At 49.9% G+C, this 26,430-nt stretch carries 4 protein-coding genes; all 4 read right to left on the bottom strand.

Features of this window, described 5'->3' with window-relative positions; genetic code table 11:
• Position 1 precedes the first annotated feature (1 nt).
• The 4 genes from srfAC to hxlR all read right to left on the bottom strand — a co-directional run bounded on the left by srfAC (position 2) and on the right by hxlR (position 26,320).
• Positions 2–3,829, bottom strand: coding sequence for a surfactin non-ribosomal peptide synthetase SrfAC (gene srfAC, locus V6D41_RS18225; RefSeq protein ID WP_333519182.1), 3,828 nt, complete (start codon positions 3,827–3,829; stop codon positions 2–4).
• Between the two features lie 36 nt (positions 3,830–3,865).
• On the bottom strand, positions 3,866–14,617 hold the full coding sequence (gene srfAB, locus V6D41_RS21580) for a surfactin non-ribosomal peptide synthetase SrfAB (RefSeq protein WP_442893082.1): 10,752 nt from the start codon (positions 14,615–14,617) through the stop codon (positions 3,866–3,868).
• Between the two features lie 12 nt (positions 14,618–14,629).
• Entirely contained in the window at positions 14,630–25,393 is a 10,764-nt protein-coding gene (gene srfAA, locus V6D41_RS18200; RefSeq protein WP_333519181.1) for a surfactin non-ribosomal peptide synthetase SrfAA, read from the bottom strand.
• A gap of 564 nt (positions 25,394–25,957) precedes the next feature.
• Positions 25,958–26,320, bottom strand: coding sequence for a transcriptional activator HxlR (hxlR, locus tag V6D41_RS18195; RefSeq protein WP_087993172.1), 363 nt, complete (start codon positions 26,318–26,320; stop codon positions 25,958–25,960).
• Positions 26,321–26,430: the final 110 nt, after the last annotated feature.

The following is a 26,430-nucleotide window of genomic DNA, read 5'->3' as shown; positions in this document are numbered from 1 at the left end:
TTTAAGAAACCGTTACGGTTTGTGTATTAAGAAATTCGAGCAAAATCTCCGCATTCCTATCCAGCGTTTCGCCCTGCAGCATTTCAGCGTGTGTTCCGAAGCCTCTTTTCACACGGTAAGCGCCTGTTGTTGCCTCTTCCCACGATGCAAGCCATTCCGGCATGTCAAAATCAACGCCGGAAGTCAGCAGATCAATATCCGCTTTCACCTGGCCTGTGCTGATCAGGTTGACGTAGTATGAGTAGAAGGCGTGTGTTTTTTGCTTGAGGCCTTGTTTGACGGCTTCGCTGTTGAGCGCTTCATTGTCCCGGTTGACATTCATCAACGCTTCGACATCGGCCTCAACCGTGCGTCCGTCCAGATCACTGACACATTGTTTTTTATAGGAATCTACCATGATGATCTGCTGAACAATGCGTCCCTGTTCCTCAAGCTTTTTGGCAGCTTCAAACGCCAGGCTGCACCCCGCTGAATACCCGAACAATGTCAAAACCCCTTCCGGCTGAAGCTTCTGAATCAAATCCGCATAGCGGTCAAGCCGGTTTTCCTCCTCAATGAAATCAAAGGCGCACAGTTTATATGACGGCAGGCGGCTGGCCAGGTTTTGGTACATGAGGCCATAGCCCAATACCGGCGGGAATGCAAAAATGATCTGATCCTGATCGGGATTTATAATCGTTACATCTTGCAATCCATCTGAGCCCCCGTTTTTCAAATATGCTGAGATGCCGGCGATCGTCGGTGCTTCAAACAAAAGCTTCACCGGGAGATCAATCCCGAGCTCTTTCTTGATGCGTGAAGCGGCGGTCATCGCCTTCAAGGAGTGCCCGCCGAGTTCAAAGAAATCGTCATGAATGCCGACTTGCTGTCTGCCGAGAACCTCGGACCAGATTTGCGCGATCGTTTCTTCCGTCTCGTTGCGCGGTCCGATCCATTCTTCCGCCGGCTGATCCTGATCCGGTTTTGGCAGCAGCCGTTTATTGACCTTTCCGTTTGTCGTTAAAGGAAACTCGTCCAAGAACGTAAAGGTTTGCGGCACCATGTAAGCAGGAAGCTGTTTTTTCAGGTGCGCCTTTACGTCCCTAACTGAAAGCTCCGCCCTGTTCACGAGGTAGGCGTTAATTGACGCATCGCCAGACTCATGGCGGTCCGCCACAACGACCGCATCTTTCACACCCGGATATTCCTGCAGGTGTTTTTCGATTTCTTCAAGTTCAATCCGGTGTCCGCGTATTTTGATCTGGTCGTCAATACGGCCGGCGTATTCAATCGTTCCATCCGGCAGCCAGCGTGCTAAGTCCCCTGTTCGGTAAAGCCTTTCTCCCGGTTTGAACGGGTTCGTGACAAACTTTTGCTTTGTCAGGTCATGACGGTTTACATACCCTTTTGATACGCCCATTCCGCTGATACATAGTTCACCGACCGCTCCGAATGGCTGGAGCTGGTGTTGCTCGTTGAGAATATAAACACTGGCATTACTGATCGGCTTTCCGATCGGCAAAGAGGAGATGGACTCCGGTATATCATGTACAACGTGAGCTGTCGCAAATACCGTGCCCTCAGTAGGCCCGTAGCAGTTAATCAGCTTGCCCGGCCCCATGATCCGCAGCGCTTTTCTGACATGAGGCACTGACGCCCGCTCCCCGCCGAATAACACGCAGCGAAGCCCCTTCATCCAATCCTCTCCCGCATCGGTGAGCAGGTTAAATAGTGCGGTTGTCGCAAACATAACATTGACATTCTCCTGCTGGATCAGATCTGTGAGCTGTTCTGTATCAAGCAGCGTATGTTCATCTGCGATAATGAGCCGTGCCGCATTTAGTATTGAAGCGTAGAAATCAAAGGTAAAAGCGTCAAAGGCGTAATTCGAAACAGATAAAAACGTATCTTTTTCAGAAAATGCCATGTAGTCTACATGCTTGACCAATCCTTGAATATTGGCATGAGTGGTGATATTGCCCTTCGGCTTTCCGGTTGTGCCGGACGTGTACATGATATATGCCGGACCATCGGGTTCAATCGCGATTGCAGGGTCGCTTGCCTGTTCCTCAAACCGAGTTTGATCGTCGATGAAGAGCGTTGTTCCTGTATACGGCAGCTGAACCGCTTTTTCTTTCATCTCCTGATGTGTCAGCAGACAGGCTGCCGCGCTGTCAGTCAGCATATACGAAATTCGGTCTTCCGGCAGCTTCGGATCAACCGGCAGATAAGCCGCTCCCGCTTTTAATACGCCGAGAATGCCGATCACCAGTTCAAGTGAGCGCTCCGTGTATAAAGCTACTACGGAGCCTTTGCCCGCGCCTTGCTTTTGCAAACGGCGTGCAAGGCGGTTCGCTTCCTCATCTAATTCGCGATAGGAAAGGGTTTGGTTGGCATACGTAAGCGCCGGTGCATCCGGATCAACGTTCACCGCTTCCTTGAACCACTCCGTCAGAGGCTTTGCATCATGAGTTTGAGCCGGCGGGTTTAAGCCGGTTAGCAAAAACGCTCTCTCCTTTTCGTCAACGAGGCTGATCGTGCTGACAGGCTGATCCGGCTTCTCTATAAGCTGGTGAATTGCAGTGAGAAGCTGAGATTTCAAGCGCATGATAAACGCCTCATCAAACACATTCTCATTATAGGCAAGCTTTATCAGCATCTCATCCCCCGGAGAAGCCATCAGATTGAGATCATAATTCGACTTCTCAAAAACATGTACATCCTCCATATCAAAGCCGTTTTCACTGTTTTCTTCATTTTTCGCATCCTGAAGCGGATAATTTTCAAAGACAATGATGTGGTCAATCAGTTTTGGTTGATCGGCCTGAGTTTGGATGTCATAAAGCGGCACATATTGATGCGGCTCGGACTGGAGCGATTGCTCCTGCAGCTGCTTGAGCAAACCGTTAAATGTGAGATCCTCAGACAATTTCACACGTCTCGGGACAACGTTGATAAACAGTCCGACCATATGTTCAACGCCTTTGATTTCCGCGGGGCGCCCGGAAACGACTGTGCCGAAGGTCAAATCGCCAGACTGCTGATAGCGGCTGATCAACACGCTCCAAACTGCCTGCAGCGCCGTACTCAAAGTGGTATGCTGCGATTTCGCAAGCTCGGTAAAGGCCTTTGTTTCCGCCTCCGGCAGCGAGAAGAGCAGTTCTTTCGGCTCGTATCCGCCCCCTTGTTTCTTTCTTTGCTCCGCAAACGTCGTCTGTCCTTCAAAGTCCTCTAAGTACTCGCGCCAGTAACGGAGTGACGCTTGTTTATCCTGCTTTTCAAGCCACTTGATATAGTCCTTATATGGTTTGACAGGCGGCAGATTGTACGGCTTTTGTTCGCGCAGGGCATTGTATACCTTGAACAGATCCTGCACGACAATGCCGAAGCACCAGCCGTCCAAAATGATGTGGTGGTAGCTCCACACCCATTCAAAGCTTTCTTCAGCTTTTTTGAAAATGGCTGCCCGCATGGGGATATCCCGGGTCAAATCAAAGCCCTTGATCTTATCCTGTTCTTTGTATTCATTGATTTTGGCTGTTTGCTCGCTGTCCGTTAAGTGCGTCAGGTCGATTTCTTCTATATGAAACTGGCGTTTTTTCAATACGACTTGGACAGGTCTTTTTACTTTTTCGTGAATGAACACGGTACGAAATACATCGTACCGGCCCATGATCACATTCATGCTTTCTTCAAGGCATTTAATATTCAAGCTGCCTTTCACTTTCATCGTAATTTGTTCAAGGTAAAAGCTCTGGCCGGGATTCAGGATGGTATGAAACAGCATCCCTTCCTGCATCGGCGATAGGTAATACATATCTTGAACCTGATCCTTGCTAAATTGACTCATATGCTTCGCTCCCGCCTCCTGTAATTCCCTTGCGTCTTATTTTAAATTCTCCTCAAGCATGTCAAAGATATCGCCCATCTCGTCCATTCCAAGGTCATCGGCGCTGAAGTCGCTTGGCGTGAACTCCTTGTCCTCTTTTTCCGTGCAATGGCGGATCAGCATCAGGAGGTTTTCTTTAAACCGTTCCATTTGCTCCTCGACTGTAGCTCTCTCAAACTCCTTCTCATTGTAGGAGCAGGAAAGCACAAACCGGCCATTTCTGATCATGCCGCTGAAGCTTAAAGCGTACAGCGCTTCTGATTCTTCGCTTACTTGACGCCCTATATCGAAAACGGACGGCTCAAAAAAGTCGGTTTTTACATCACTGTCGAATTGGCCTAAATAGTTAAAGCTGATCTCTGGCGTGAAGCCCTTGGTTTCCGCTGTTTCTGTGACATAACGGAGAATGCCGTAGCCAACACCTTTGTCCGGAATACGGCGCAGGTTTTCTTTGACTGATTTGATCACGGCTGAGGCGTCTGCTTCAGATATGTCGAGCACAACAGGATATTGTGCCGTAAACCAGCCGACCGTCCTGGAGATATTCACATTCGGGATGATGTCCTCCCGTCCGTGTCCCTCCAGGTTTATGCCGATTTTGGCATCTTCTGTCCATTCTTTCATCGTTAAACCGAGCGCGCTGAGAAGAATATCATTGATTTCAGTTCCATATGGCTGATGAACATCTGTTAAGAGATGTTTGGTGTCTTCTTCCGTTAATTCACAGAGGACGGATGAGGTATGTTTGACAATCCGCCGCTCTGTTTCGTAGTCCTTCGGCACAGGAGAAACTTGTTCTGCGTCCATTTGTGCCCAGTATTCAGCCTGTTGTAAAAGATGCGCTGATTGGCTGAATGCTTCCAGTTCTTCCGCCCAGTCCTTGAAGGAGTTCGTTTTTTGCGGAAAGACAACGCTCCCTTCCTTTTCAGCCTGCACGTAGCCTGAAGCAAAGTCTTCAAGCAAAATCCGCCATGACACACCATCGACCACGAGATGGTGTACAGCGATGAGCAGGTGATCGCCAGCTTCCGTACGGTATTGCTCCGCCTTCAGAAGCGGTCCGTTTTGCAGATCGAGACTGCTTTGCAGCCTGTCCGTGAGAATTTTGATCTGGCTTTTCAGCATCTCTTCATCAGTGCCGTACAAATCAACGATCTCGAAGCTGACCTTGCTTTCACTGATCGGTTTATATGCTTGAATGATGTCCCCGTTTTCTTCACGATAGACCAAACGAAGTGCATCATGATGTTCAATCAGTGCCTGCAACGTTTTCTCCACCCGTTCAGGGTCAAAGCCCTTCGCGGCGTGAAGCATCACCGATTGGTTCCAGTGGTGTTTGTTCGTGAAGTTCTTTTCAAAGAACCAGCGCTGAATCGGCGTCAGAATGGCTTCGCCTTCCACAGGCCCTTGGTCCGCCTGTTTGCCTTCGGCACGCTCCACGTATTGGGTGAGCTCCTCGATTGTCGGATGTTGGAAGAGATCTTTCATTTCCAGCTTCCAGCCGTGCTGGTTCAAGCGGCTCGCCATCTGAATTCCTTTGATGGAATCTCCGCCGAGTGAGAAGAAATTGTCACTGACACCGATCTCCGAAATGCCGAGCACATCCTGCCAAATGCCGGTAAGCAGCTCTTCCATGTCGGTTGTTGGCGCTTTGTATTCCCCGCTCCCCGCTTCGATGTCCGGCTCAGGAAGGGATTTGCGGTCTACTTTGCCGTTTGCCGTAACCGGAAGTTCGTTTAATGTCACCCAGAACGCCGGGATCATGTAATCCGGCAAGGTTTCTTTCAGTGCTGATTTCAGTGCTTCTATGTCAGCTGTTTCCGGTGTCACGTACGCCGCGATCGCTGTATTGCCGCCTTTATCCTTCACGGCTGTCACCGCCGCATCCTGCACCTCAGAAAGCTGGGCAAGCTGGACTTCAATTTCTGAGAGCTCAATCCGATAGCCGCGGACCTTGACCTGCTGGTCGATCCGGCCGATGTATTCAATGCCGCCACCCGTCCATTTCACTAAATCGCCGGTGCGGTACATGCGTTCACCCGGCACAAACGGATCAGCGACAAACCGCTTCGCGGTTTCATCTTCTTTATTCAGATAGCCCCGCGCCAGTCCTCGCCCTGCCACGCAAAGCTCTCCGGCTACGCCTTCCGGCTGCACCTGATTGCCCTCGCCGAGAATGTACACTCTCGTATTGGCGATCGCCCGCCCGATGGAAAGTGAGCCTTCCTCCGGATTGATCTCTGTACTTGTGGCGACGACTGTATTTTCTGTCGGCCCGTAGTTGTTGACGAGCGTGTACGGCTGTTTGACCGCGCGTTTCAGCTTGTCTCCTCCGGTCAAGAGGACACGGAGTGATGTGTTCTCAAGCTCCATGAACTGTTCCGCCAGCTGCGTCGGCAGGAACGTGATCGTTACGCCGTTCGTTTCGAAGTAGTCGTTCAGGCGGACGATATCGAGGCGGATCGCTTCATCAATGACGTGAAGCTCGGCGCCGATTGTCCACGTCGGGAACATCTCCCAAATGGAGGCGTCGAATCCAAAGCCCGCGTACTTCGCACTGCGGTCCTCCGCTGTCATGCTGAACGCGTCATGGTGCCAAAAGCACAGGTTCACAAGCGCATGGTGCTCGACCATGACACCCTTCGGCTGACCGGTCGTTCCTGACGTGTAAATCATGTACGCGAGGTTCTCCGCTTTTGTAGCTGTGAGCGGATCTTCCTCGTCGTTTTCATCAAGCGGCAGGCTTAAAATCGTGCGGTCGCCATCAAGAAGAATGACCTCTCCCGTATAGCTGTCCGGCACTGCGATGCCTTCCTGTTTCAAGAGAATCTTCGCGCCGCTGTCTTGTAAAATGTAGTCAATCCGCTGATCCGGATAGTCAGGGTCAATCGGCACAAACGCCGCTCCCGCCTTTAAGACGCCGAGCACCGCGGCGGACATTTCAAGCGACGGCTTCGTGAGAACACCGACGCGCTCATCCGCGCTGATACCGCAGTCGATCAAAATCCGGGCAAGACGATTCGCCTTGGCATTCAGCTCACCGTACGTCCACGACTGGCCATTGTATGTGACGGCCGGGCGGTCTTTGTGGCGCTGAGCCGTTTCTTCGAATAGCTGATGAACGGTTTTGTCTGTCGGCACAGGCAATGTTTTGCCTTTCCATGCCTCAAGAAGCGTTTGTTTTTCTGTTTCGGTGACGAGTGACAGGCTGGAAAGCGGCTGGTTCGGGTTTTCCGCAACAGCCTTCAGTAAACGAAGAACATATTCGCTCCATTTCTCAGCCGTTTCTTTTGAGAACAGATCAGTCGCATATTCGAGCTGCAGGCCGATGCCGTTTTCATCAGTAAATCCGCCTAATGTCAGATCAAACTTAGAAGTTCCTTGATGGGACTCGTAAGGTGAAATGCTTAGATTCTGCAATGCGAGCTGTTCTTTATCAGGATTTTCTGTCGTCACCATTACGTTAAACAATGGATTTCTGCTCATATCCCGAGGGAGATCAAGCTGATTGACCAAGTCCTCAAACGGATATTCCTGATGCTCCAGTGCTGACAGGTTCGTCTGCTTCGCTTGCTCGAGGAGCTCTGTAAATATTTGCTGTTCTTCCGCTTCCATTCTTAAGGCAAGCGTATTAACGAACATTCCCGGCATGTCTTGGACATCAGCATTCGTCCGGCCGGCAGTAACGGAGCCGATGACGATATCACGCTGTCCGGAAATTTTGCTTAAAAAGACGTGGAAAACAGCGTGAAGCACCATGTGCAAAGTCGTCCCGGTTTCCGCGAGCAGTTTTTCTATCGCCTTTGCCGTCTCACTCCCCGTACGGAAACGGACCGTGTCCCCTTTAAAGCTTTGCACAGGCGGACGGGCGTAATCGAGCGGAAGATCAAGCTCAGGCAGCTCGCCTGAAAGAATCGAGAGCCAGTACGCCTCATGCTCCTTCATCCGCTCCTTTTGCTCCGCTTCATTTTGCCAAACGGCGAAATCCTTATAGTGGAGCGCCGGATCCGGAAGCTGCTCCCCTTTGTAAAGCAGTGCCAACTCTTTTACAAAAATGCCTCTTGATACGCCGTCTGCGATAATATGATGCATATCCAACAGCAGCAAATGTTTTTTCGCTTCTATTCGAAGCAACGCCGCGCGAATGAGCGGTGCGTCATTTAAGTCGAATGGCTGGATAAATTCCTTGATCTTTTGTTCCGCTTCAACTTCTTCCGCTTCAAACACGTGAAGATCAATCGCCGCCGCCTCCATAATGCGCTGTACAGGTTCACCATTAGCTTCCATAAATGATGTCCGCAATGACTCGTGGCGGTTCACAAGCTGATTGAGCGAGTCGCGCAGACGAGAAATATCAAGCTCGCCTTCCATCAAAAGAACAGATGGCATGTTGTAGCTGATCGTCTGCCGGTCAAGCTGATTCAGTACATACATCCGTTTCTGCGCAGATGACAGTGGGTACATATCCTGTTTGTCAGCCGGTTTGAGCACGTGATGTCCGCCTGAAACTGCCGATGCCTCCATGTAAGCCGCAAGCTGGCGAACAGTCGGCTGCTCGAACAGCGCTTTAAGCGGTACGGTTTTCTCCAACTCGGCCTGAATATTAGCGATGAGCATCATCCCTTTTAATGAATGGCCGCCTAAATCAAAGAAATTGTCGTCGATGCCGATCGCTTCTATGCTAAGCGTTTTCTCCCAAATACGGCATAGACTCTCTTCAAGCGCTGTTTCCGGTGCAGCTGAGGCCTTGCTTACGGATTGTGCCGCGTGCGGCTTTGGCAATGCGTTTCTGTCGGTTTTCCCGTTTGCGGTCAGCGGAATGGCGTCCACCTGCACAAAAAAAGCAGGAATCATATGAGACGGCAGTGTTTGTGAAAGCTGGTTCCGGAGCGCTGCTTTTTCAATGGCTTGCTCCGCCGTATAATACGCGCAAAGCTCTTGAAGCCCGCCCTCGGAAACCGCCAGCACAAACGCTTCTTGAATACCGCTGAGGCTGAGCATGACCGTTTCAATTTCCTTTGGCTCAATTCGATAGCCGCGGATTTTCACCTGATCATCAGCTCGGCCGATAAATTCAAGTGTACCGTCAGAAAGTCTCCGCACGACATCTCCGGTTTTGTACATGAGGCTGCCCGGTGAATATGGATTTTTAACAAACCTCTCCGCCGTCAGCTGAGGCCTGTTGAGATACCCTCTCGCAAGCCCCTGTCCCGTGATATAGAGCTGGCCGCTCGCTCCCGGAGGCACAAGCTTCAAAGCCTCATTCAAAACAAGCGCGCCGGCATTCGCAATCGGCTTTCCGATTGTCGGGCGTTTCGCGAACGCGTCCGGTTCAGATAGATCAACCCGTCCGGCGATGGCGCCGATCGTTGCTTCAGTCGGGCCGTAGTGATTGATAAATTCGGTATGTCCGTACACCTTGCGGAAGGCGAGAACATCAGCCGGAATGATTTTTTCTCCTCCCAAGACAATCAAGCGCAAGGATTCAAAGTTTGGCTCTTTTGTAAAGCTGGCCGTATTCACCATCGTATGGAACAGAGACGGTGTCAGTTTGATATAAGTGATTCCGTGCCCCTTGATATAACGCCCCATTTCATCCGGCGCCGTATAGGTTTCCTTCGGCACGATGTGGAGCTCGCCCCCTGCCAGAAGCACAGGGAACACGCTCGTATAGCCCAGATCGAATGCGTAAGACGAAAGCAATACAGTCTTATCGCTTTCCGTTAGAACCGCCTCTTCATTAAACCAAGAAACATAGTTTGTCAGATTGCGATGCTCGATCTGCACGCCCTTCGGCTTCCCGGTCGTACCGGACGTATAAATGACGTATGCAAGATTATGAGACCCGGAGATCGAAGAGGGGCGCTCCTTACTCGCATTTCTCCATTTCGCGTCATCAAGGTTGACGATTGTTCCTTCATATTGCCCAATGGCCGTCATGTTTCTTTCGTTCACGACCGCAATTCTCGCTCCGCTGTCCTCTAATGAATAGCGGATTCGTTCTTCGGGCGTATCAGGATCAATCGGCAGGAAAGCCGCCCCCGCTTTCATGACACCAAGAATCGATACCATAACCTCAGCTGACCGATCCATGACAATCGCGACGATGTCTTCACGTCCTGCCCCTTGCGCGCGAAGATGATGCGCCAGCTGGTTCGCCTGTTCATCAAGCTCGCGATAGGTCAGCAGATGTCCCCCAGACCTTACCGCAGGATGATCGGGTGTTTGTTGAGCCTGTTTTTCGAAAAGAGCTGCAAAGGTTGCTTCAGTCTTTTGAGTCATATGTCTTTCTTCAAGCAAAGCAGCCGTTTCTGCAGGTGAAAGCAAGTCTGCATCAGACAGCCGAACGTTCGGATTAGCCGCGGCCGATTTGATGATATTGACAAAGTGGCTGCTCCAGCGGCGGATCGTCTCGTCCTTAAATAAGGCAGTCGCATAGTCAAAGCTTAGGCCGATATCCTCTTCTCGCTCGACCGCTTCCAAGGAGAGATCAAATTTCGCGACGTGATGAAGCATGGAATACGAAGAAATCTTCAAATCTCCTAATCTCAACGAAGGAATCTCCATATTCTGCATGTTGAACATCACGCTGAACAGCGGACTTCGGCTCGTATCCCTTGTAAGCGGAAGCTTTTCAATCAACTCCTCAAGCGGATAGCTCTGGTGCTCGAAGGCTTGAAGGCTGGCTGTTTTGACTTCTTCAAGGAATTGCGCAAAGGTTTTATCCCCCGCAGGCGCCGTTCTTAATGCCACCGTGTTGACAAACATGCCCGGCACACCTTGCAGATCAGGATGTGTTCTTCCCGCAGTCGGCGAGCCGACAATGATATCGTCCTGTGACGCGTACTTAGAAAGAAGGACATTGAACGCCGCCAGCAAAAACATGTACATTGTCGTATCCGTTTCGGCCAAGAGTGTCTTAATTTGAGCCGTCATCTGTTTATCAAGCCCGAACATCACGCGCTCTCCCGCAAAGCTCCGTTCAGCAGGCCGCTCGTAATCCGCCGGAAGATCAAGAATCGGCAGCTCTCCTTTAAAGGTATCGAGCCAGTATGCTTCATCCTTTTGATGATCAGCCTGTTCTTTATGCCAAACAGCGTAATCTTTATAGTGAATCTGTGGCTGCTCAAGATCAGCACCTTGATACATTTTGGCGAGATCACCGATCAGAATGCCTGTTGAACTGCCGTCAGTAATGATATGGTGCATATCAATGAGCAGCAGGTGGCGTTCTTCTTCAAGCTGGACAAGCTTCGAACGGACGAGCGGCGCGCGGTTTAATTCAAACGGCTGAATGAACGCTTTGATCATCTCTTCCGCATCTTCTTCCCGTCCCTTGGCAGCCTCCAGCTGAAACGATATGTTTTTATGAATGGTTTGTACAACCTCTCCGTCGATCATGTCAAATGATGTACGGAGAATTTCGTGCCGGTTGATTAATTGCTGAATCGCGTTTTCAAGCCGGTCTTTCTCTACTTCTCCCTCCAGCAAAAGTACAGCGGGGACGTTGTAGCTTGTGTTTGCTTGTCCAAGCTGATTGAGGATATACATTCTCCGCTGGGCTGGGGATACAGGATAATGCTGCTGATAAGGTGCTTGCCTGATCGGTTCAAACGTCTGCTCCTCCTTGCCTTCGTTCTCTTCCAAATACAGCGCCAGTTCTTGAATGGTCGGCTTTTCAAAAAGCACTTTTATCGGCACTTCCTTATGAAATTGCTCTTGGATTTTCGCCGTCATCATCATCGCTTTCAACGAATGACCGCCGATCATAAAGAAGTTATCGGTAACGCCTGCTTTGACGCCGAGAATCCCTTCCCAAATCTCCGCTAATTTCTTTTCACTCTCTGTCTCTGGTGCTGCGTATTCCCGCTGCACAGCTTCTGATTGAGGCGCAGGAAGTTCTTTTTTGTTGATTTTTCCGTTCGGCGTGAGCGGCAGGCTGTCCATCTGAATCAAATGGGCGGGAACCATATAATCAGGCAAAGACTGAGACAGCGTTTTTCTAAGCCCGCTCACAGATACTTCGCGATCCGCCGTAAGGTACGCGCAAATTTCATTTTCATCCGCTTTGTTCTTGCGGATGATCACCGCAGCCTCTGTCACATGATCCGCCATGTTCAGTTTTGCTTCAATTTCGCCAAGCTCAATTCGGAAGCCGCGCACCTTCACTTGATTGTCGATTCTGCCTAAAAACTCGATATTCCCGTCCGGCAGCCATCTCGCCAAGTCGCCAGTGCGATAAATCCTTTCACCCGGTCTGAACGGATCTTCGAGAAATTGCTTCTCCGTCAGCTCAGGGAGATTGACATATCCTCGCGCTACACCAATTCCTCCGACGCACAGCTCACCCGGCGCGCCAATTGGCTGCAGACGCTGCTGTTCATCCATGATGTAGGCAGTTGAATTTCCGATAGGCTTCCCAATTGGAATAGAGCCGCTGTACTTACGGTCGATCAGAAAACTTGTTGAAAATGTCGTGTTTTCTGTCGGGCCATATCCGTTCCACAACGAAAGCGACGGCGATGCCTGTTTCACTTTGCTGACGATATGCGGCACGAGCGCGTCTCCGCCGATGATTAAATGGCGTAATGTGCCGAACATGCCGGCGTCCTTTGCGGCAAGCTGGTTGAATAAAGGTGATGTCAGCCACATGGTCGTGATTTTCTGTTCGCGCAGGAAGGCCGCAAATTGTTTCGCATCAAGCAGCGTCTCTTTTTTGACCGGATAAAGCGCTGCGCCATTCAGCAGTGCGCCGAATACCTCAAAGGTGCCTGCATCAAAGCTGACAGCTCCCGTTTGCGCCATGCGGTCCTCTTCATGGATAGGAACGTAACCGGCATTTTTGACGAGGCGCAAGATGCTTTTATGTTCAATCATGACGCCCTTCGGTTTGCCCGTCGAACCAGATGTATACATGATGTATGCCAAATCAGACTGTGCGGATGGCAGATTGAGATTGGGAGCCGCTTCGCTTTCTTCAAAGCCGCTGTCCAGTGTAAGAACCGGCACTTGCAGCTGATGCGCCTGCTCTGTATAAGACTTTCCGGCCAATACCATGCGAATCGTGCTGTCCTCCGCCATGAAACGTAGACGGTCCTCAGGAAGCGCCGGATCAAGCGGCACATAGGCGGCGCCTGCTTTTAACACAGCCAGCATACCGACAACGGTTTCTGCCGAGCGGTCGTTCATAATCGCGGCTGTTTCCCCTTTGTGAAGACCTTGTTTGACAAGCTTTCTCGCCAGACGGTTTGCCGCTGCATTCAGCTCACGGTACGTCACCTCGGCTCCTTCATATACGACGGCAGTGCTTGCCGGTGTTCGTTGCGCTTGTTCTTCAAACACTTGATGAACGGCCTTTCCCTTAGGAAGTTCGGCTTTCGTTTGGTTAAACACCTCGACAATCTGCCGCTGCTCTTCGTCTCCCACAAGCCCGTACTCACGCACATAAGCGTCCGGCTGATCGACAGCAGCTTCCATCATGCGGGTAAGGTGCTCTGCTGTCCGTTCGATAAAATCGGAATCAAGGGCAGCTCCGTTATATTTGATTTTGACGGTCCACGTTTTGCCCGGATACACAATCAGGTTGAAGTCGAAGCTTGTTTGCTCAAATGCGCTTTCTACCTTGATAGAAAATCCGAGGCGGTCTTCCATGCTGCCATTTTCAAGCTCTTGATCAAGCGGATAATTTTCAAACGCGACCAAATGGTTCAAGAGATTGCCATCAAGGGCTGAGCGTTTTTGAATCTCATAGAGCGGCACGTAATCGTAGCGCTCCGCCTCTACCGCATGCTGCTGGACAACTGAGAAAATATCAGCAAAAGCAGCATCACGATCAACTTTTACCCGCACCGGAATCGTGTTGATAAACAGCCCCGCCATCGTTTCAATCCCGTTGATTTCAGACGGCCGTCCCGATACGACCGTGCCGAAGACAACGTCATTTGCAAAGTTGTATTTACTGAGAACAATACCCCAAACAGCCTGAAACAGGTTGGGCCCTGTCACTTGGTGACGGTTTGCGGTTTGCTGAATGCGGGCAACCAGTGTTTCGTCCCATGTAAATGAGTATTCTTTATTGACATATTCGTCTTTTTTCTCAGGCAGGCGGCCCGGAAGCACGCTCGGCTGTTCAAAACCCGCCAAGCGTTCGCTCCAGTAGCTCTCTGCTTCTTCATTGTCTTGTTTTCCGAGCCACTTGATGTAGTCGGAATAAGGTTTGCCCTGACCGTTTGCCGGTGTCCGGCCTCCTCTGAGCGCCTCGTAGTTTTGGAACAGGCTTTTCATGAGCACGCCCATGCTCCAGCCGTCCATCATAATATGATGATTGCTCCAGACAAGATACAGCTGATCTGCGTCAAGACGGAAAACCGCCACCTTGAACAACATGTCTTTTGCCAGGTTAAAACCTTGGCGCTGCACATCTTGTTTATAACGCTCAATGTGCTCTTTCTGGTGGTCACGGTCCGCATGACTAATATCTTCATAGTGCACCTTTGTTTTGCGTTCAGCTAACACAACCTGACGCGGTTTTTGCAGCTGCTGGTGCACAAATACCGTACGGAGAATATCATAAGACCGAATCAGTTCATTGACGCTTTTCTCAAAGATTTCAAGATCAAAAGCACCGTGTATCCCAAGCTCTAATTGTGTGAAGTACGAGGAAGAATGCGGATCAAGCATCGCATGATACAGCATTCCCTCCTGCATTGGTGTCAGTGCGTACACCTTTTGAATCGACTTTTTGCTCATATGCCACCTCTATTAGAAAATTTCCATTAATTTATCTAGTTCATCCAGCGTCAAATCGTCGTCGCCAAGGTCACTCGGCGTCAGTTCCGTTCCATCTTGAGATAGGCAATGTTCAATGATTCTGAGTAGATGGGCTTTAAAGCTGTCGCTGAATGTTTGTATCGTTTTTTCATGAAATTCAAGAGAATGATAGGCCAGTGACATCGTCAGTTTTCCGTTTTCGATATATCCGACAACATCGAGCGCGTTCGGTTTTTCTGTTTCCGGGCTTAACGACTGTCCTGACGGCAGCTCTGATCTCTTGAACAAGCCTGCGTCCGACATGTCATCAAACTGTCCTAAATAGTTAAAGCTGATATCCGGCTGAAGCGAGAACGCCACATCTTCTTTGTGTTCCGGTGCTGTCAGATAGCGCAGAATGCCGTATCCGACTCCCTTATTCGGTACATGTCTGATATCTTCTTTCATTTGCTTCAGCTGGTAGCCCAGATCATCCGCATGCTTCATATCGAGCACCATCGGGTACATGCTCGTAAACCAGCCGACTGTGCGGGAAATGGTCAGGTCTTCTATGATTTCTTCACGTCCATGCCCCTCTAAATGAACACTTACTCGATCCTGACCTGTCCACTCCTTCATCGCCAATCCGAATGCCGTCAGCAAAATATCATTCATTTCTGTGTGATATGCCTCATGCACCTTTGTGGTGAGCTGTTCTGTCTCTTCAGCAGTCAGCGAGAATTCGATTGTCTTTGTATGTTTCATTCGCTGATCACCAGATTCGCGATCCTTCGGAAGCTTTGCCGGAACAGTCTGTTCTTCAAGCTGTCTCCAATACTCTTTTTCTTTCAAAAAGGCTTTGGAATTCGCGAAGTCTTGCAATCTCTCCGCATACTCCGCAAATGAATGTGTTTTCTGTGGGAGGACCGGTTCATTGCCTTGCTCAAGCTGTGTATAAACCGCGGCGAAATCCTCCAGTAAAATCCGCCACGACACGCCGTCTACCACTAAGTGGTGAATGGCAAGAAGCAAGTGGTCTCCATCTTCCGCTTGGAACAAGCCAGCTTTTAACAAGCCGCCTTCCTGTAAGCCAATGCTGCTTTGCAGCCGTTCCGCTTCTCTCTCTATACGATCTTCATGATCTTTCGCTTGGCCCTCAATTTGGATGATCTCCAATTGAGCTAAAGCAGCATCAAGTCCTCTGTTATATTGAACGACCTCTTTCGTTTTCTCACGATAAACCATGCGGAGCGCGTCATGGTGTTCGATCAGCGCCTTCAGCGTTTTCTCCACCCGTTCAGGGTCAAAGCCCTTCGCGGCGTGAAGCATCACCGATTGGTTCCAGTGGTGCTTGTTTGTGAAGTTCTTTTCAAAGAACCAGCGCTGAATCGGCGTCAGAATGGCTTCGCCTTCCACAGGCCCTTGGTCCGCCTGTTTGCCTTCGGCACGCTCCACGTATTGGGTGAGCTCCTCGATTGTCGGATGTTGGAAGAGATCTTTCATTTCCAGCTTCCAGCCGTGCTGGTTCAAGCGGCTCGCCATCTGAATTCCTTTGATGGAATCTCCGCCGAGTGAGAAGAAATTGTCACTGACACCGATCTCCGAAATGCCGAGCACGTCCTGCCAAATGCCGGCAAGCAGCTCTTCCATGTCGGTTGTTGGCGCTTTGTATTCCCCGCTCCCCGCTTCGATGTCCGGCTCAGGAAGGGATTTGCGGTCTACTTTGCCGTTTGCCGTAACCGGAAGTTCATTCAGCGTCACCCAGAACGCCGGGATCATGTAATCCGGCAAGGTTTCTTTCAGTGCTGATTTCAGTGCTTCTATGTCAGCTGTTTCCGGTGTCACGTACGCCGCGATCGCTGTATTGCCGCCTTTATCCTTCACGGCTGTCACCGCCGCATCCTGCACCTCAGAAAGCTGGGCAAGCTGGACTTCAATTTCTGAGAGCTCGATCCGGTAGCCGCGGACCTTGACCTGCTGGTCGATCCGGCCGATGTATGCGATACCGCCGTTCACCCATTTCACCAAATCGCCGGTGCGGTACATGCGTTCACCCGGCACAAACGGATCGGCGACAAACCGCTTCGCGGTTTCGTCTTCCTTGTTCAGATAGCCGCGCGCCAATCCGCGTCCCGCTACACAAAGCTCTCCGGCCACGCCTTCCGGCTGCACCTGATTGCCTTCGCCGAGAATGTATACTCTCGTATTGGCGATCGCCCGCCCGATGGAAAGTGAGCCTTCCTCCGGATTGATCTCTGTGCTTGTGGCAACGACTGTGTTTTCTGTCGGCCCGTAGTTGTTGACGAGCGTGTACGGCTGTTTGACCGCGCGTTTCAGCTTGTCTCCTCCGGTCAAGAGGACGCGGAGTGACGTGTTCTCAAGCTCCATGAACTGTTCCGCCAGCTGCGTCGGCAGGAACGTGATCGTTACGCCGTTCGTTTCGAAGTAGTCGTTCAGGCGGACGATATCAAGGCGGATCGCTTCATCAATGACGTGAAGCTCGGCGCCGATTGTCCACGTCGGGAACATCTCCCAAATGGAGGCGTCGAATCCAAAGCCCGCGTACTTCGCACTGCGGTCCTCCTCTGTCATGCTGAACGCGTCATGGTGCCAAAAGCACAGGTTCACAAGCGCATGGTGCTCGACCATGACACCCTTCGGCTGACCGGTCGTTCCTGACGTGTAAATCATGTACGCGAGGTTCTCCGCTTTTGTAGCTGTGAGCGGATCTTCCTCGTCGTTTTCATCAAGCGGCAGGCTTAAAATCGTGCGGTCACCATCAAGAAGAATGACCTCTCCCGTATAGCTGTCCGGCACTGCGATGCCTTCCTGTTTCAAGAGAATCTTCGCGCCGCTGTCTTGTAAAATGTAGTCAATCCGCTGATCCGGATAGTCAGGGTCAATCGGCACAAACGCCGCTCCCGCCTTTAAGACGCCGAGCACCGCGGCGGACATTTCAGGCGACGGCTTCGTGAGAACACCGACGCGCTCATCCGCGCTGATCCCGCAGTCGATCAAAATCCGGGCAAGACGATTCGCCTTGGCATTCAGCTCGCCGTACGTCCACGACTGGCCATTGTATGTGACAGCCGGGCGGTCTTTGTGGCGCTGAGCCGTTTCTTCGAATAGCTGATGAACGGTTTTATCTGTCGGCACAGGCAATGTTTTGCCTTTCCAGGCCTCGAGAAGCGTTTGTTTTTCTGTTTCGGTGACGAGTGACAGGCTGGAAAGCGGCTGGTTCGGGTTGCCGGTGACAGCATCTAGAAGCTGCATCCAGTATCGCTTCCATCGTTCGATTGTTTCCGGCTTAAACAGCGCTGTGTTGTATTCAAGTACGAACGTAAGCCCTCCGTCCGTTTCATCAGCCGTCAGCGTGATGTCAAACTTCGCCGTTTTCCGTTTAAACGGATACGGTTCCAGCTGAATCCCTTTCATCGTTAGATCCTTGATATTTGCATTTTGCATCGAAAATACGGCATCGAATAACGGATTTCTGCTCGTGTCACGCTGCACCTGTACGTTTCCGATCAGCTCCTCAAGCGGATAATCCTGCGCATCAAAAGCATTAAGCGCGGTTTCTTTCACTTCACTAAGATAGTCAGCAAACGTCTTTTCACCCTTCGGATACGTACGCAACGCCAATGTATTGACGAACATTCCGATAACGCGGCTGACGTCTGTTTGAGAGCGCCCGGCTACAGGTGAACCGACGATAATATCGTGCTGACCGCTTAGCTTCGATAAAAACGCACTGTATGAAGCCAGAAGCACCATGTACAGCGTGGAATCCGTTTCTTTTGCAAGTCTGCGCAGAGCATCAGCTTTTCCTGCTTCTAATGAAAATGCAATGCGGTCTCCCTCAAATGTTTGAACGGCAGGCCTGCTGCAGTCAGTCGGAAGCGTCAGCACTGGCAGCTCTCCGTTCAGCTCCTTCAGCCAATGCTCCTCTTGCTTCTTGTAAAGCTCGGACTGAATGAACTGCTGCTGCCACACGGCATAATCCTTATATTGAATGCTGAGCGGCTCAAGGGTTTCTCCGTCGTACAACTTCGAAAGCTCCTCAATCAGCACGCCGACAGACGCTCCGTCTGAAATAATATGGTGCATATCAAACAGCAGCAGATGCTCAGTTTCTGAAAGCTTGATCAGCCCCATTCTGAACAGCGGAAGCCGATCGATTTGGAAAGGCTTGATAAATTCAGAAACGATCCGCTCTGTCTCTTCTTCTGCGGCTTCAAAATAGGCCATCTCACATTCAGCTTCTTCCCAGATCCGCTGCACCGTTTCTCCATCTTTTATTTCAAACGTGGTTCTAAAGGCTTCATGGCGGTTCATCAACTGCTGCATGACGCTGTTAAGCCTTTCAACATCAAGCTCACCTGCAAGGCGCAGAACCGCAGGCATGTTATAGCTCGTTTGCGCTCCTTCAAGCTGCTGGAGCACGTACATCCGTTTTTGCGGTGAAGATACAGGATACGTATCTTGATTCTTTGCCGGGCTGATGCTGATGGCCGCCCCTTTTTCAGCAGAGGCAATCACCTCTGCTAAGCCCTCAACCGTCGGTGACTGGAAGAGATCTTTGAGTGACAGCTCAACACCCAGTTCCTGATGAATCAGGGCAAGCATCTTCATGCCTGCTAATGAATGTCCACCGATATCAAAGAATTGGTCATAAACGCCGACCTTTTCAGCCTGAAGCACCTGCTCCCAAATGTTTGCGACTTTTTGTTCCGTTTCATTTCGAGGCGCTACATATGAAACACCTCTTGAGACGCTGGCATCAGGAAGCGGCAGCGCTCTCCGGTCGATTTTTCCGTTCCCGGTCAGCGGCAGCTCGTCCATTTGAATAAACACAGCAGGAACCATGTAAGCCGGCAGATCCTTCGCCGCATACTCTCTCAGCTCTTGAGATGAGATTTCTCCCTCTGCAACAAAGTACGCGCAGAGCAGCTTGTCTCCCGCTCCTTGATCAACAGCAAGCACGACAGTCTCCTGCACGCGGTCGTGGGTTTGCAGCTGATGTTCGATTTCCCCAAGCTCGATGCGCTGTCCGCGAATTTTCACCTGATGGTCGATCCGCCCGATAAATTCGATGTCGCCATTCGGCAGCCATCTGGCAAGGTCACCTGTTTTATACATGCGTTCGCCGGAGGTAAACGGATGCGGAACGAATTTCTCCTCAGTCAGTTCGGGGCGGTTGTAATAGCCTTTCACGAGGCCTTCGCCGCTGACGCAAAGCTCCCCGGCGATCCCGGCAGGCTGCGCGTGTCCCGCCCGGTCAAGGATGTATACTTCCGTATTGCTGACCGGTTTTCCAATCGGCACAGACAGTGTGTGCTCCTCCAATTCATCAACCGGATGATACGTCGCGAAAACCGTGCTTTCAGACGGTCCGTACATGTGAAGGAGCTTGCCTTTTCCAACCGTTTGCAAAGCCTTTCTGACATGCTCAACCGAAGCCCGCTCCCCGCCAAACATAATCTTGCGCAACGTTGACAAGCACGCCGGATTCAAGTCGACAAGCAGGTGGAACAAAGCCGTTGTAATCATGAGTATGCTGATGTTCTCCCGCTCAATGACACGAGACAGGCGAGCCATATCCAAAACGGTTTCTTTCGGTATCAGCACAAGCTTGGCTCCGTTTAACAAAGAACCGAACATATCAAACATAAACGCGTCAAACACGTAATTGGAAAGCCCGAGAATCGTATCCTGTTCTGTAATGCTGAGATAATTCGTTTCCTTCACCGTGCGCAGAATATTGGCATGTGTCACGATATTTCCCTTTGGTGTCCCTGTCGTTCCTGACGTATACGTCAGGTTGGCCATTGCCGCTGAATGAAGAGGCAGTGCGAGATTTTGCGCATCAGCATGATAGCTTTCTTCCTCATCTGCAAGTACGATAACGCCGCCAAATTCGGCTTCTTCTGCTAAAGCCTTTAATTTTTTCTGGGTGAGAAGCACCTTCGCTCCGCTGTCGCGGAAGAAATGCTGCATCCGCTGAACCGGATGTTCCGGATCAATCGGAACATAAGCCGAGCCAGCTTTTAAAACCGCGAGAATCGACACAATCATGTCCATTGACCGCTCGCATAAGACAGCCGCTGTTCTTCCTTCTCCTGCTCCACAAGAAAGAATTCCGCGGGCTAAACGATTGGCCCGTTCATTCAGCTCACGATAAGTGAGTGATTCGCCTTCATATTGAAGTGCAGGATAGTCTGGCGTTTTCGCTGCTTGCTCTTCAAACAGCTGAACAATCGTTTTGTCTTTCGGATAAAGTGTTCTTCCCGGGTTAAACTGTTGAATTTGCGAAGCAGCCTCCTCTTCAGAAAGAAGCTTGTATTCAGATATCTGTTTCTCAGGCTCAGCCGCGGCATCTTCTAGCACACGCGCAAAATGTGTAAGCAGCCTTTCAGCCGTGCTTTGTTTAAACAGCTTCGTGCTGTAGTCCAAATCAAGCTCAATGCCTTCATCCGTTTCTCTCGCCTGTACCGTCAAATCAAATTTGGCAATCTTGAAGTTGGTCTCATGAACAGACAAGGCCAGATCGCCGACAGACGGAATACCCTCTGTCGCATTTTGAAGGCTGAACATCGTGTCAAACAGCGGATGTCTGCTTACATCACGCGGAATGTTCAAGTCTTCAACAAGCCACTCAAACGGATAGTCCTGATGAGAAAAGGCATCCAGCACCTGTTTACGGACACGCGTGATCAAATGGGTAAACGTCTCGTCCTGCTTCACTTCACTGCGTATCGCGAGCGTATTGACGAACATCCCGACAATGCCCTCTGTATCAGAGTGGTTTCTGCCCGCTGACGGCGTTCCGACAATGATGTCATCCTGTCCCGTATACTTTGACAAAAGCGTATAGTAAGCGGACAGCATCACCATATACAGCGTGGCGCCATTTTGTTCAGCTAAACGATGTAAGCGATCCTTTAATCCCGCATCCAGCTTGATTGACACCCGATCCCCTTCAAAACTTTGAACAGGCGGTCTCGGATAATCGGACAGTAGCTGAAGCACCGGAAGCTCGCCCGCAAAGACTTCCTTCCAATACGCCCCGTCCTTCCGGTATCCTTCAGCAGCCTGGCCGCTTTGCCACACGGCGTAGTCCTTATACTGAAGTCGAAGCTCAGGAAGCTGGTCGCCTTTGTATACCCGTGCTAACTCCTCCAATAATATGCCAATAGACACACCGTCAGAAATCAAATGATGCATGTCAAACATCAGCATATGACGATTCTCTTCAAGCTCCATCAAGCCGATTCTGAACAGCGGCGCTTTTGCCAAGTCAAATCTCCGGACGAATGAAGTCATAATAGCTTCATCAGAGCGGCCGCCTCTTTCAACTATCTCGATGTTGAAATCAACGCTGTTATGAATGTTCTGTCTCGGCGTGTTGCTTTCAAGAATAAATGACGTTCTTAAAGACTCGTGGCGGCGGATTAACCCTTGAAATGCGCGCTCCAGCTTTTGAATCTCTAAAGGCCCTTCCAAAATCGCTGCCGCAGGCATGTTGTAGCCGACACCCGCATCCTCAAACTGGCTGACGATATAAGTTCGCTGCTGTGCCAACGAAAGCGGGTAATGCTCCTGTTTTTCAGCAGGTTCAATCGCTGCAAATTCCCGGCTTTCTCTGTGTTCGGCTTCCTTTGCAAGAGCCGCAATCGTCGGATGCTCAAACAAGTATTGAAGCGGAATGTCAGCGCCTGTTTCCTTATGAATCTTTGTTAAAAGCGTCATGGCCTTCAATGAATGTCCGCCCGTTTCAAAGAAATTGTCAAAGATCCCCGCCTTCTCAACATTCAGCACACCCTGCCAAATGGCTGCGATTGCGTTCTCCGTCTCATTGCGAGGCGCCGTATAGGCCGTGCTGCTGACCGCCTTCACCTCTAGTGCAAACAGCTGGCGGCGGTCGACTTTGCCGCTTGGCGTGAGCGGGATTTCTGTCATTTCAGTAAAGTAAGCCGGCACCATATAGTCAGGAAGCTGTCTGGCCGCGTGCTCCCGCAGGCTGGCCGGAGCAAACTCGCTGCCAGGCTTCTGCACAACATATGCGGAAACCTCAAGATTTCCCTGTTCGTCAGGTCGTGCCAAAACAACGGCTTTTGCAACGTCCGGCGCCTGCTGAATCACAGCCTCAATTTCCCCAAGTTCAATCCGGTATCCGCGGACTTTTACTTGGTCATCCTCTCTTCCTAAATATTCGATTGTTCCATCTGGCAGCCAGCGCACCACGTCTCCGGTCCGGTACATGCGATCGCCTGGCACAAATGGATCTTGTAAAAACTTTTCAGCCGTCAATTCTGGCAAATGCAAATAGCCTCGGCCGACACCATCGCCAGCGATGTAAAGCTCGCCCGCCACGCCTTCCGGCTGCAGTCGGCCTTTTTGGTCTAAAATATATAAGCGGTTATTCCCCAGCGCTTTCCCGATCGGCACATACGCTGATTGAACAGCACTCTCCGGGATAACCGGATGAACGGACGCGTCAACACACGTTTCAGTCGGCCCGTACACATTGGTCAAACGCGGCGCCGCGCCTGCTTCTTTAAACAGCTTTAGCAGCTTGTCCGCAACAACAGACGATAGACCCTCTCCTCCGATCAGCATATGCTTCAGTTTGAGGCCGCCGAGATCGCCCGCCGCGATCAGCATTTGCAGGTGGGCTGGTGTCCCGTCCGTTGCCTCAATGTTGTGCCTGCGATAATACGCGGCAAGAGCAGACCCATTCGTCACTGTTTTCTTCGGTACGATGTAAAGAGTCTGTCCCAAAAGAAGCGACGCGAAAATCTGCTTCACTGACGCATCAAAGTGGAACGGCGCAAGCAATGCCATCCGCAGCGTTTGGCTGCCGCTTTGGTAAACCGTCTGCTGCAAAGATTCAACCAAATGATGAACCTGGCGATGCTCGATCATAACGCCTTTCGGACGTCCGGTTGTTCCCGATGTGTAAATAATGTAAGCGAGGTTCCGTGCGTTCACATCTGCATTAAGGTTTTCGTCTGCACCTTCCTCAATCGCCTCATCGAAATCAATCAGCTTAGCACCAGTTGCAGGAGCCCCCACCTTCGATTCAGTCAGGATGACATTCGCACCGCAGTCCTCCAAGATATATTGAACGCGCTCCTCCGGAAATCCGGGATCAATCGGCACATAGGCTCCGCCAGCCTTTAAAATCCCCATGATAGACGTAATCATCCGTTCAGAGCGTTCAATCAGAACCGCGACAGGACTGTCCGGTCCAACCCCTTTCTGTTTCAGCACATTGGCAATGCGCGCAGATTGTTCATGTAACGTTCGATAGGACAATGTTCGATCTTCAAACACAACCGCCGGATGATTAGGAAGCAGCTCAGCCTTTTCTTGGAACAGCTCTAGAATCGTCATATCCTTACGATAGCTGACAGATTTACCGCCGGCCCTCTCAAGCAGCTTTTCTTTCTCCGCTTCAGAAATCAGCGTTAATTCATCAATTGTATGATCTGGATGCGATAACGCATTCTCGAGCATCGTAATCATGCGTTCACAAACAATGTTGATTTCTTCACGTGAAAACAAATCAGTGCGGTAATCAAAATCAATGGTAAGCTTCCCAGTATCCCATCGATCCTTTACATGAATCGAGACATCATTTAATCCGCTTCCGCTGAAAATCGGTTCAGTCAAAAATGCAAGTTCTTCTTCTTTCTGCCACTGCATCACCTGATATTCAAGAGAAACCGTAAACAGCTTGGTCAGAGAGCTCTTTGTTTCACGCAAATCGTTGATCAGGAGGTTATACGGGTACTTTTGGTGACGAAGTGTTTTCATGAGATCCTTCATCCGGTCTTTGACAAAGTCTAAGAACGCCTGCCCGCCGTCAATGTTTGTCCGGAGCGGAACTGTGGAAACAAACATGCCAAGCATCTGCTTCTCTTTCGCATTTGTACGGTTGCCCATAAAGGTTCCCGTCACGACATCATTCTGGCCGCTGACTCTGTACAAATAGGCGGCGAGCACCGATTGAAACACCGCAAGAACACTGACCTTATTTGCCTCACAAAAGGACAGAATCTGCTGATGAAGCGCTTCAGGCACATCTTTAGAGAACCTCTCAGCATCTAAGCTTCCTCCCGCAGGAGCATTCCGCTTCAGGGAAACAAGTTCAGGCACCGATTCGAATTGCTTGTTCCAAAACGCCTTGTCCTTTTCAAACCGCTTCGATTGAGCATAGTCCTGTTCAGATAAAACATGATCGATAAATGAATGCGTGATTCCTTCGTTTGTTTCTGAACCGCCGGCTAATTCTAAATAAATGTGCATAATCGCATTTCCGAGAATATTCATAGAGATCCCATCAGAAATCACGTGATGAACATTTGCGTAAAACCACACTTCATTTTCCTTTATCGTGAACATGGAAAAACGGAACAAATCACAATCGTAAAGCGGCAAAGGCTTTTTCGTTTCCTCCCGGCTCCATTGTGAAATAGACTCTATCGCATTCGAATCTCCAGTGGTGTCAGTATGTTTTATATCAACAGGCCGATACTCGCTTATATATTGAACAGGCTCCCCGTTTTCATCGAGCCGCAAACGAAGGCGCATGGCGTGATTTCTGCGGATAAACTCTTGAATCGCCTGCTCAACCAGCACCCAGTCAACCTTTTCAGTTGAAACCAGCTTACCAATCCCCGCAAGATTTGAAATACTTGTATGAGGATAAAATTTTTCTGTATACCAAATTCGTTTTTGCGCATCCGTTAAAGGGTAAAAAGTTATTTCCATATTGTCATACCTCCCCTAATCTTCAATAAGCAGTGAACATGTGCAGCGTATTTCCCTTTCTTATCCATATAAGCGCTTAATTCTTATGAACTAACAGCCGAAAAAGCCCAAAGTACTACGCTTAAAAAGCATTGCATCCAAACACAAAACAGATTGCCGCTATCAAAACGGCTGCCATCAATCATCTTTGCGGCGTTTAACACAAGCGGATAAAGACCGCAAAACCCTTCATCCTAACCCGAAACATTTTTGGCTATTTATTCATTGTTTTCAATATTTTTTTACATTGCTACCGTTCACTTTAAATGAAAAAAATGTTTTTATCACCGAAAAATAGGTGAAAAGTTTCATGCGGGATACCGAAAGATTCCAGTTTATTTACTGGGATATTTTTGCGGGATACCGCAACAATTTCCACTTAACATTATTTACAGAAAAATAAAAATTCTTAAAACGTATTGCTCCTTTCAATTCCTTTAATTGCTGAAAGCCATTTACAATCTATACATCCCCTCTGTTACCGCGCAAAAACCGAAAAAAAAAGACACCCCTGCGAAGAGCGCCTTACAATGATTCCTTAATGACATTTTTATCGATATCAATCAATTCCATATAACCTTTCCCCCACTCATACATAGCATCAAGAATAGGCATCAGGCTTTCTCCTTGCGGGGTCAAGGAATATTCAACCTTCGGCGGGACAACCGGATACACTTCTCTGTGAACAATCATATCCTGCTCAAGCTCTCTCAGCTGATTCACGAGGATCTTCTGCGTAATATCAGGAATCAAAGCTTTTAATTCATTGAACCGTTTTGTACCTTCTTTTCCTAAATGCCACAAAATGAGCATTTTCCATTTACCGCCGATCACTGCAAGCGTTAATTCCTTCTCACAGTTAAACTTTTTGTCGTCCATCCGGCTCAAAAGTAATCCCCCCCTTAGCATACTTTTTATATGTTAGATACGTATCATCACTTACTTTATTTGCAGACTCCTTATTATTATACTCACTCATAAAACCAAGCGAAAGAAAT

Source organism: Bacillus sp. 0102A (assembly GCF_036765155.1).
Taxonomy (GTDB): Bacteria; Bacillota; Bacilli; order Bacillales; family Bacillaceae; genus Bacillus; species Bacillus subtilis_G.
Note: the sequence above shows the minus strand (reverse complement) of the source record. Positions and strands in the feature narration are given on the sequence as shown.

Excerpts from the sequence above, each read along its gene's own strand:
- srfAA (WP_333519181.1), bottom strand. The coding sequence starts at position 25,393 with ATGGAAATAACTTTTTACCCTTTAACGGATGCGCAAAAACGAATTTGG.
- srfAC (WP_333519182.1), bottom strand. The coding sequence starts at position 3,829 with ATGAGTCAATTTAGCAAGGATCAGGTTCAAGATATGTATTACCTATCG.
- srfAB (WP_442893082.1), bottom strand. The coding sequence starts at position 14,617 with ATGAGCAAAAAGTCGATTCAAAAGGTGTACGCACTGACACCAATGCAG.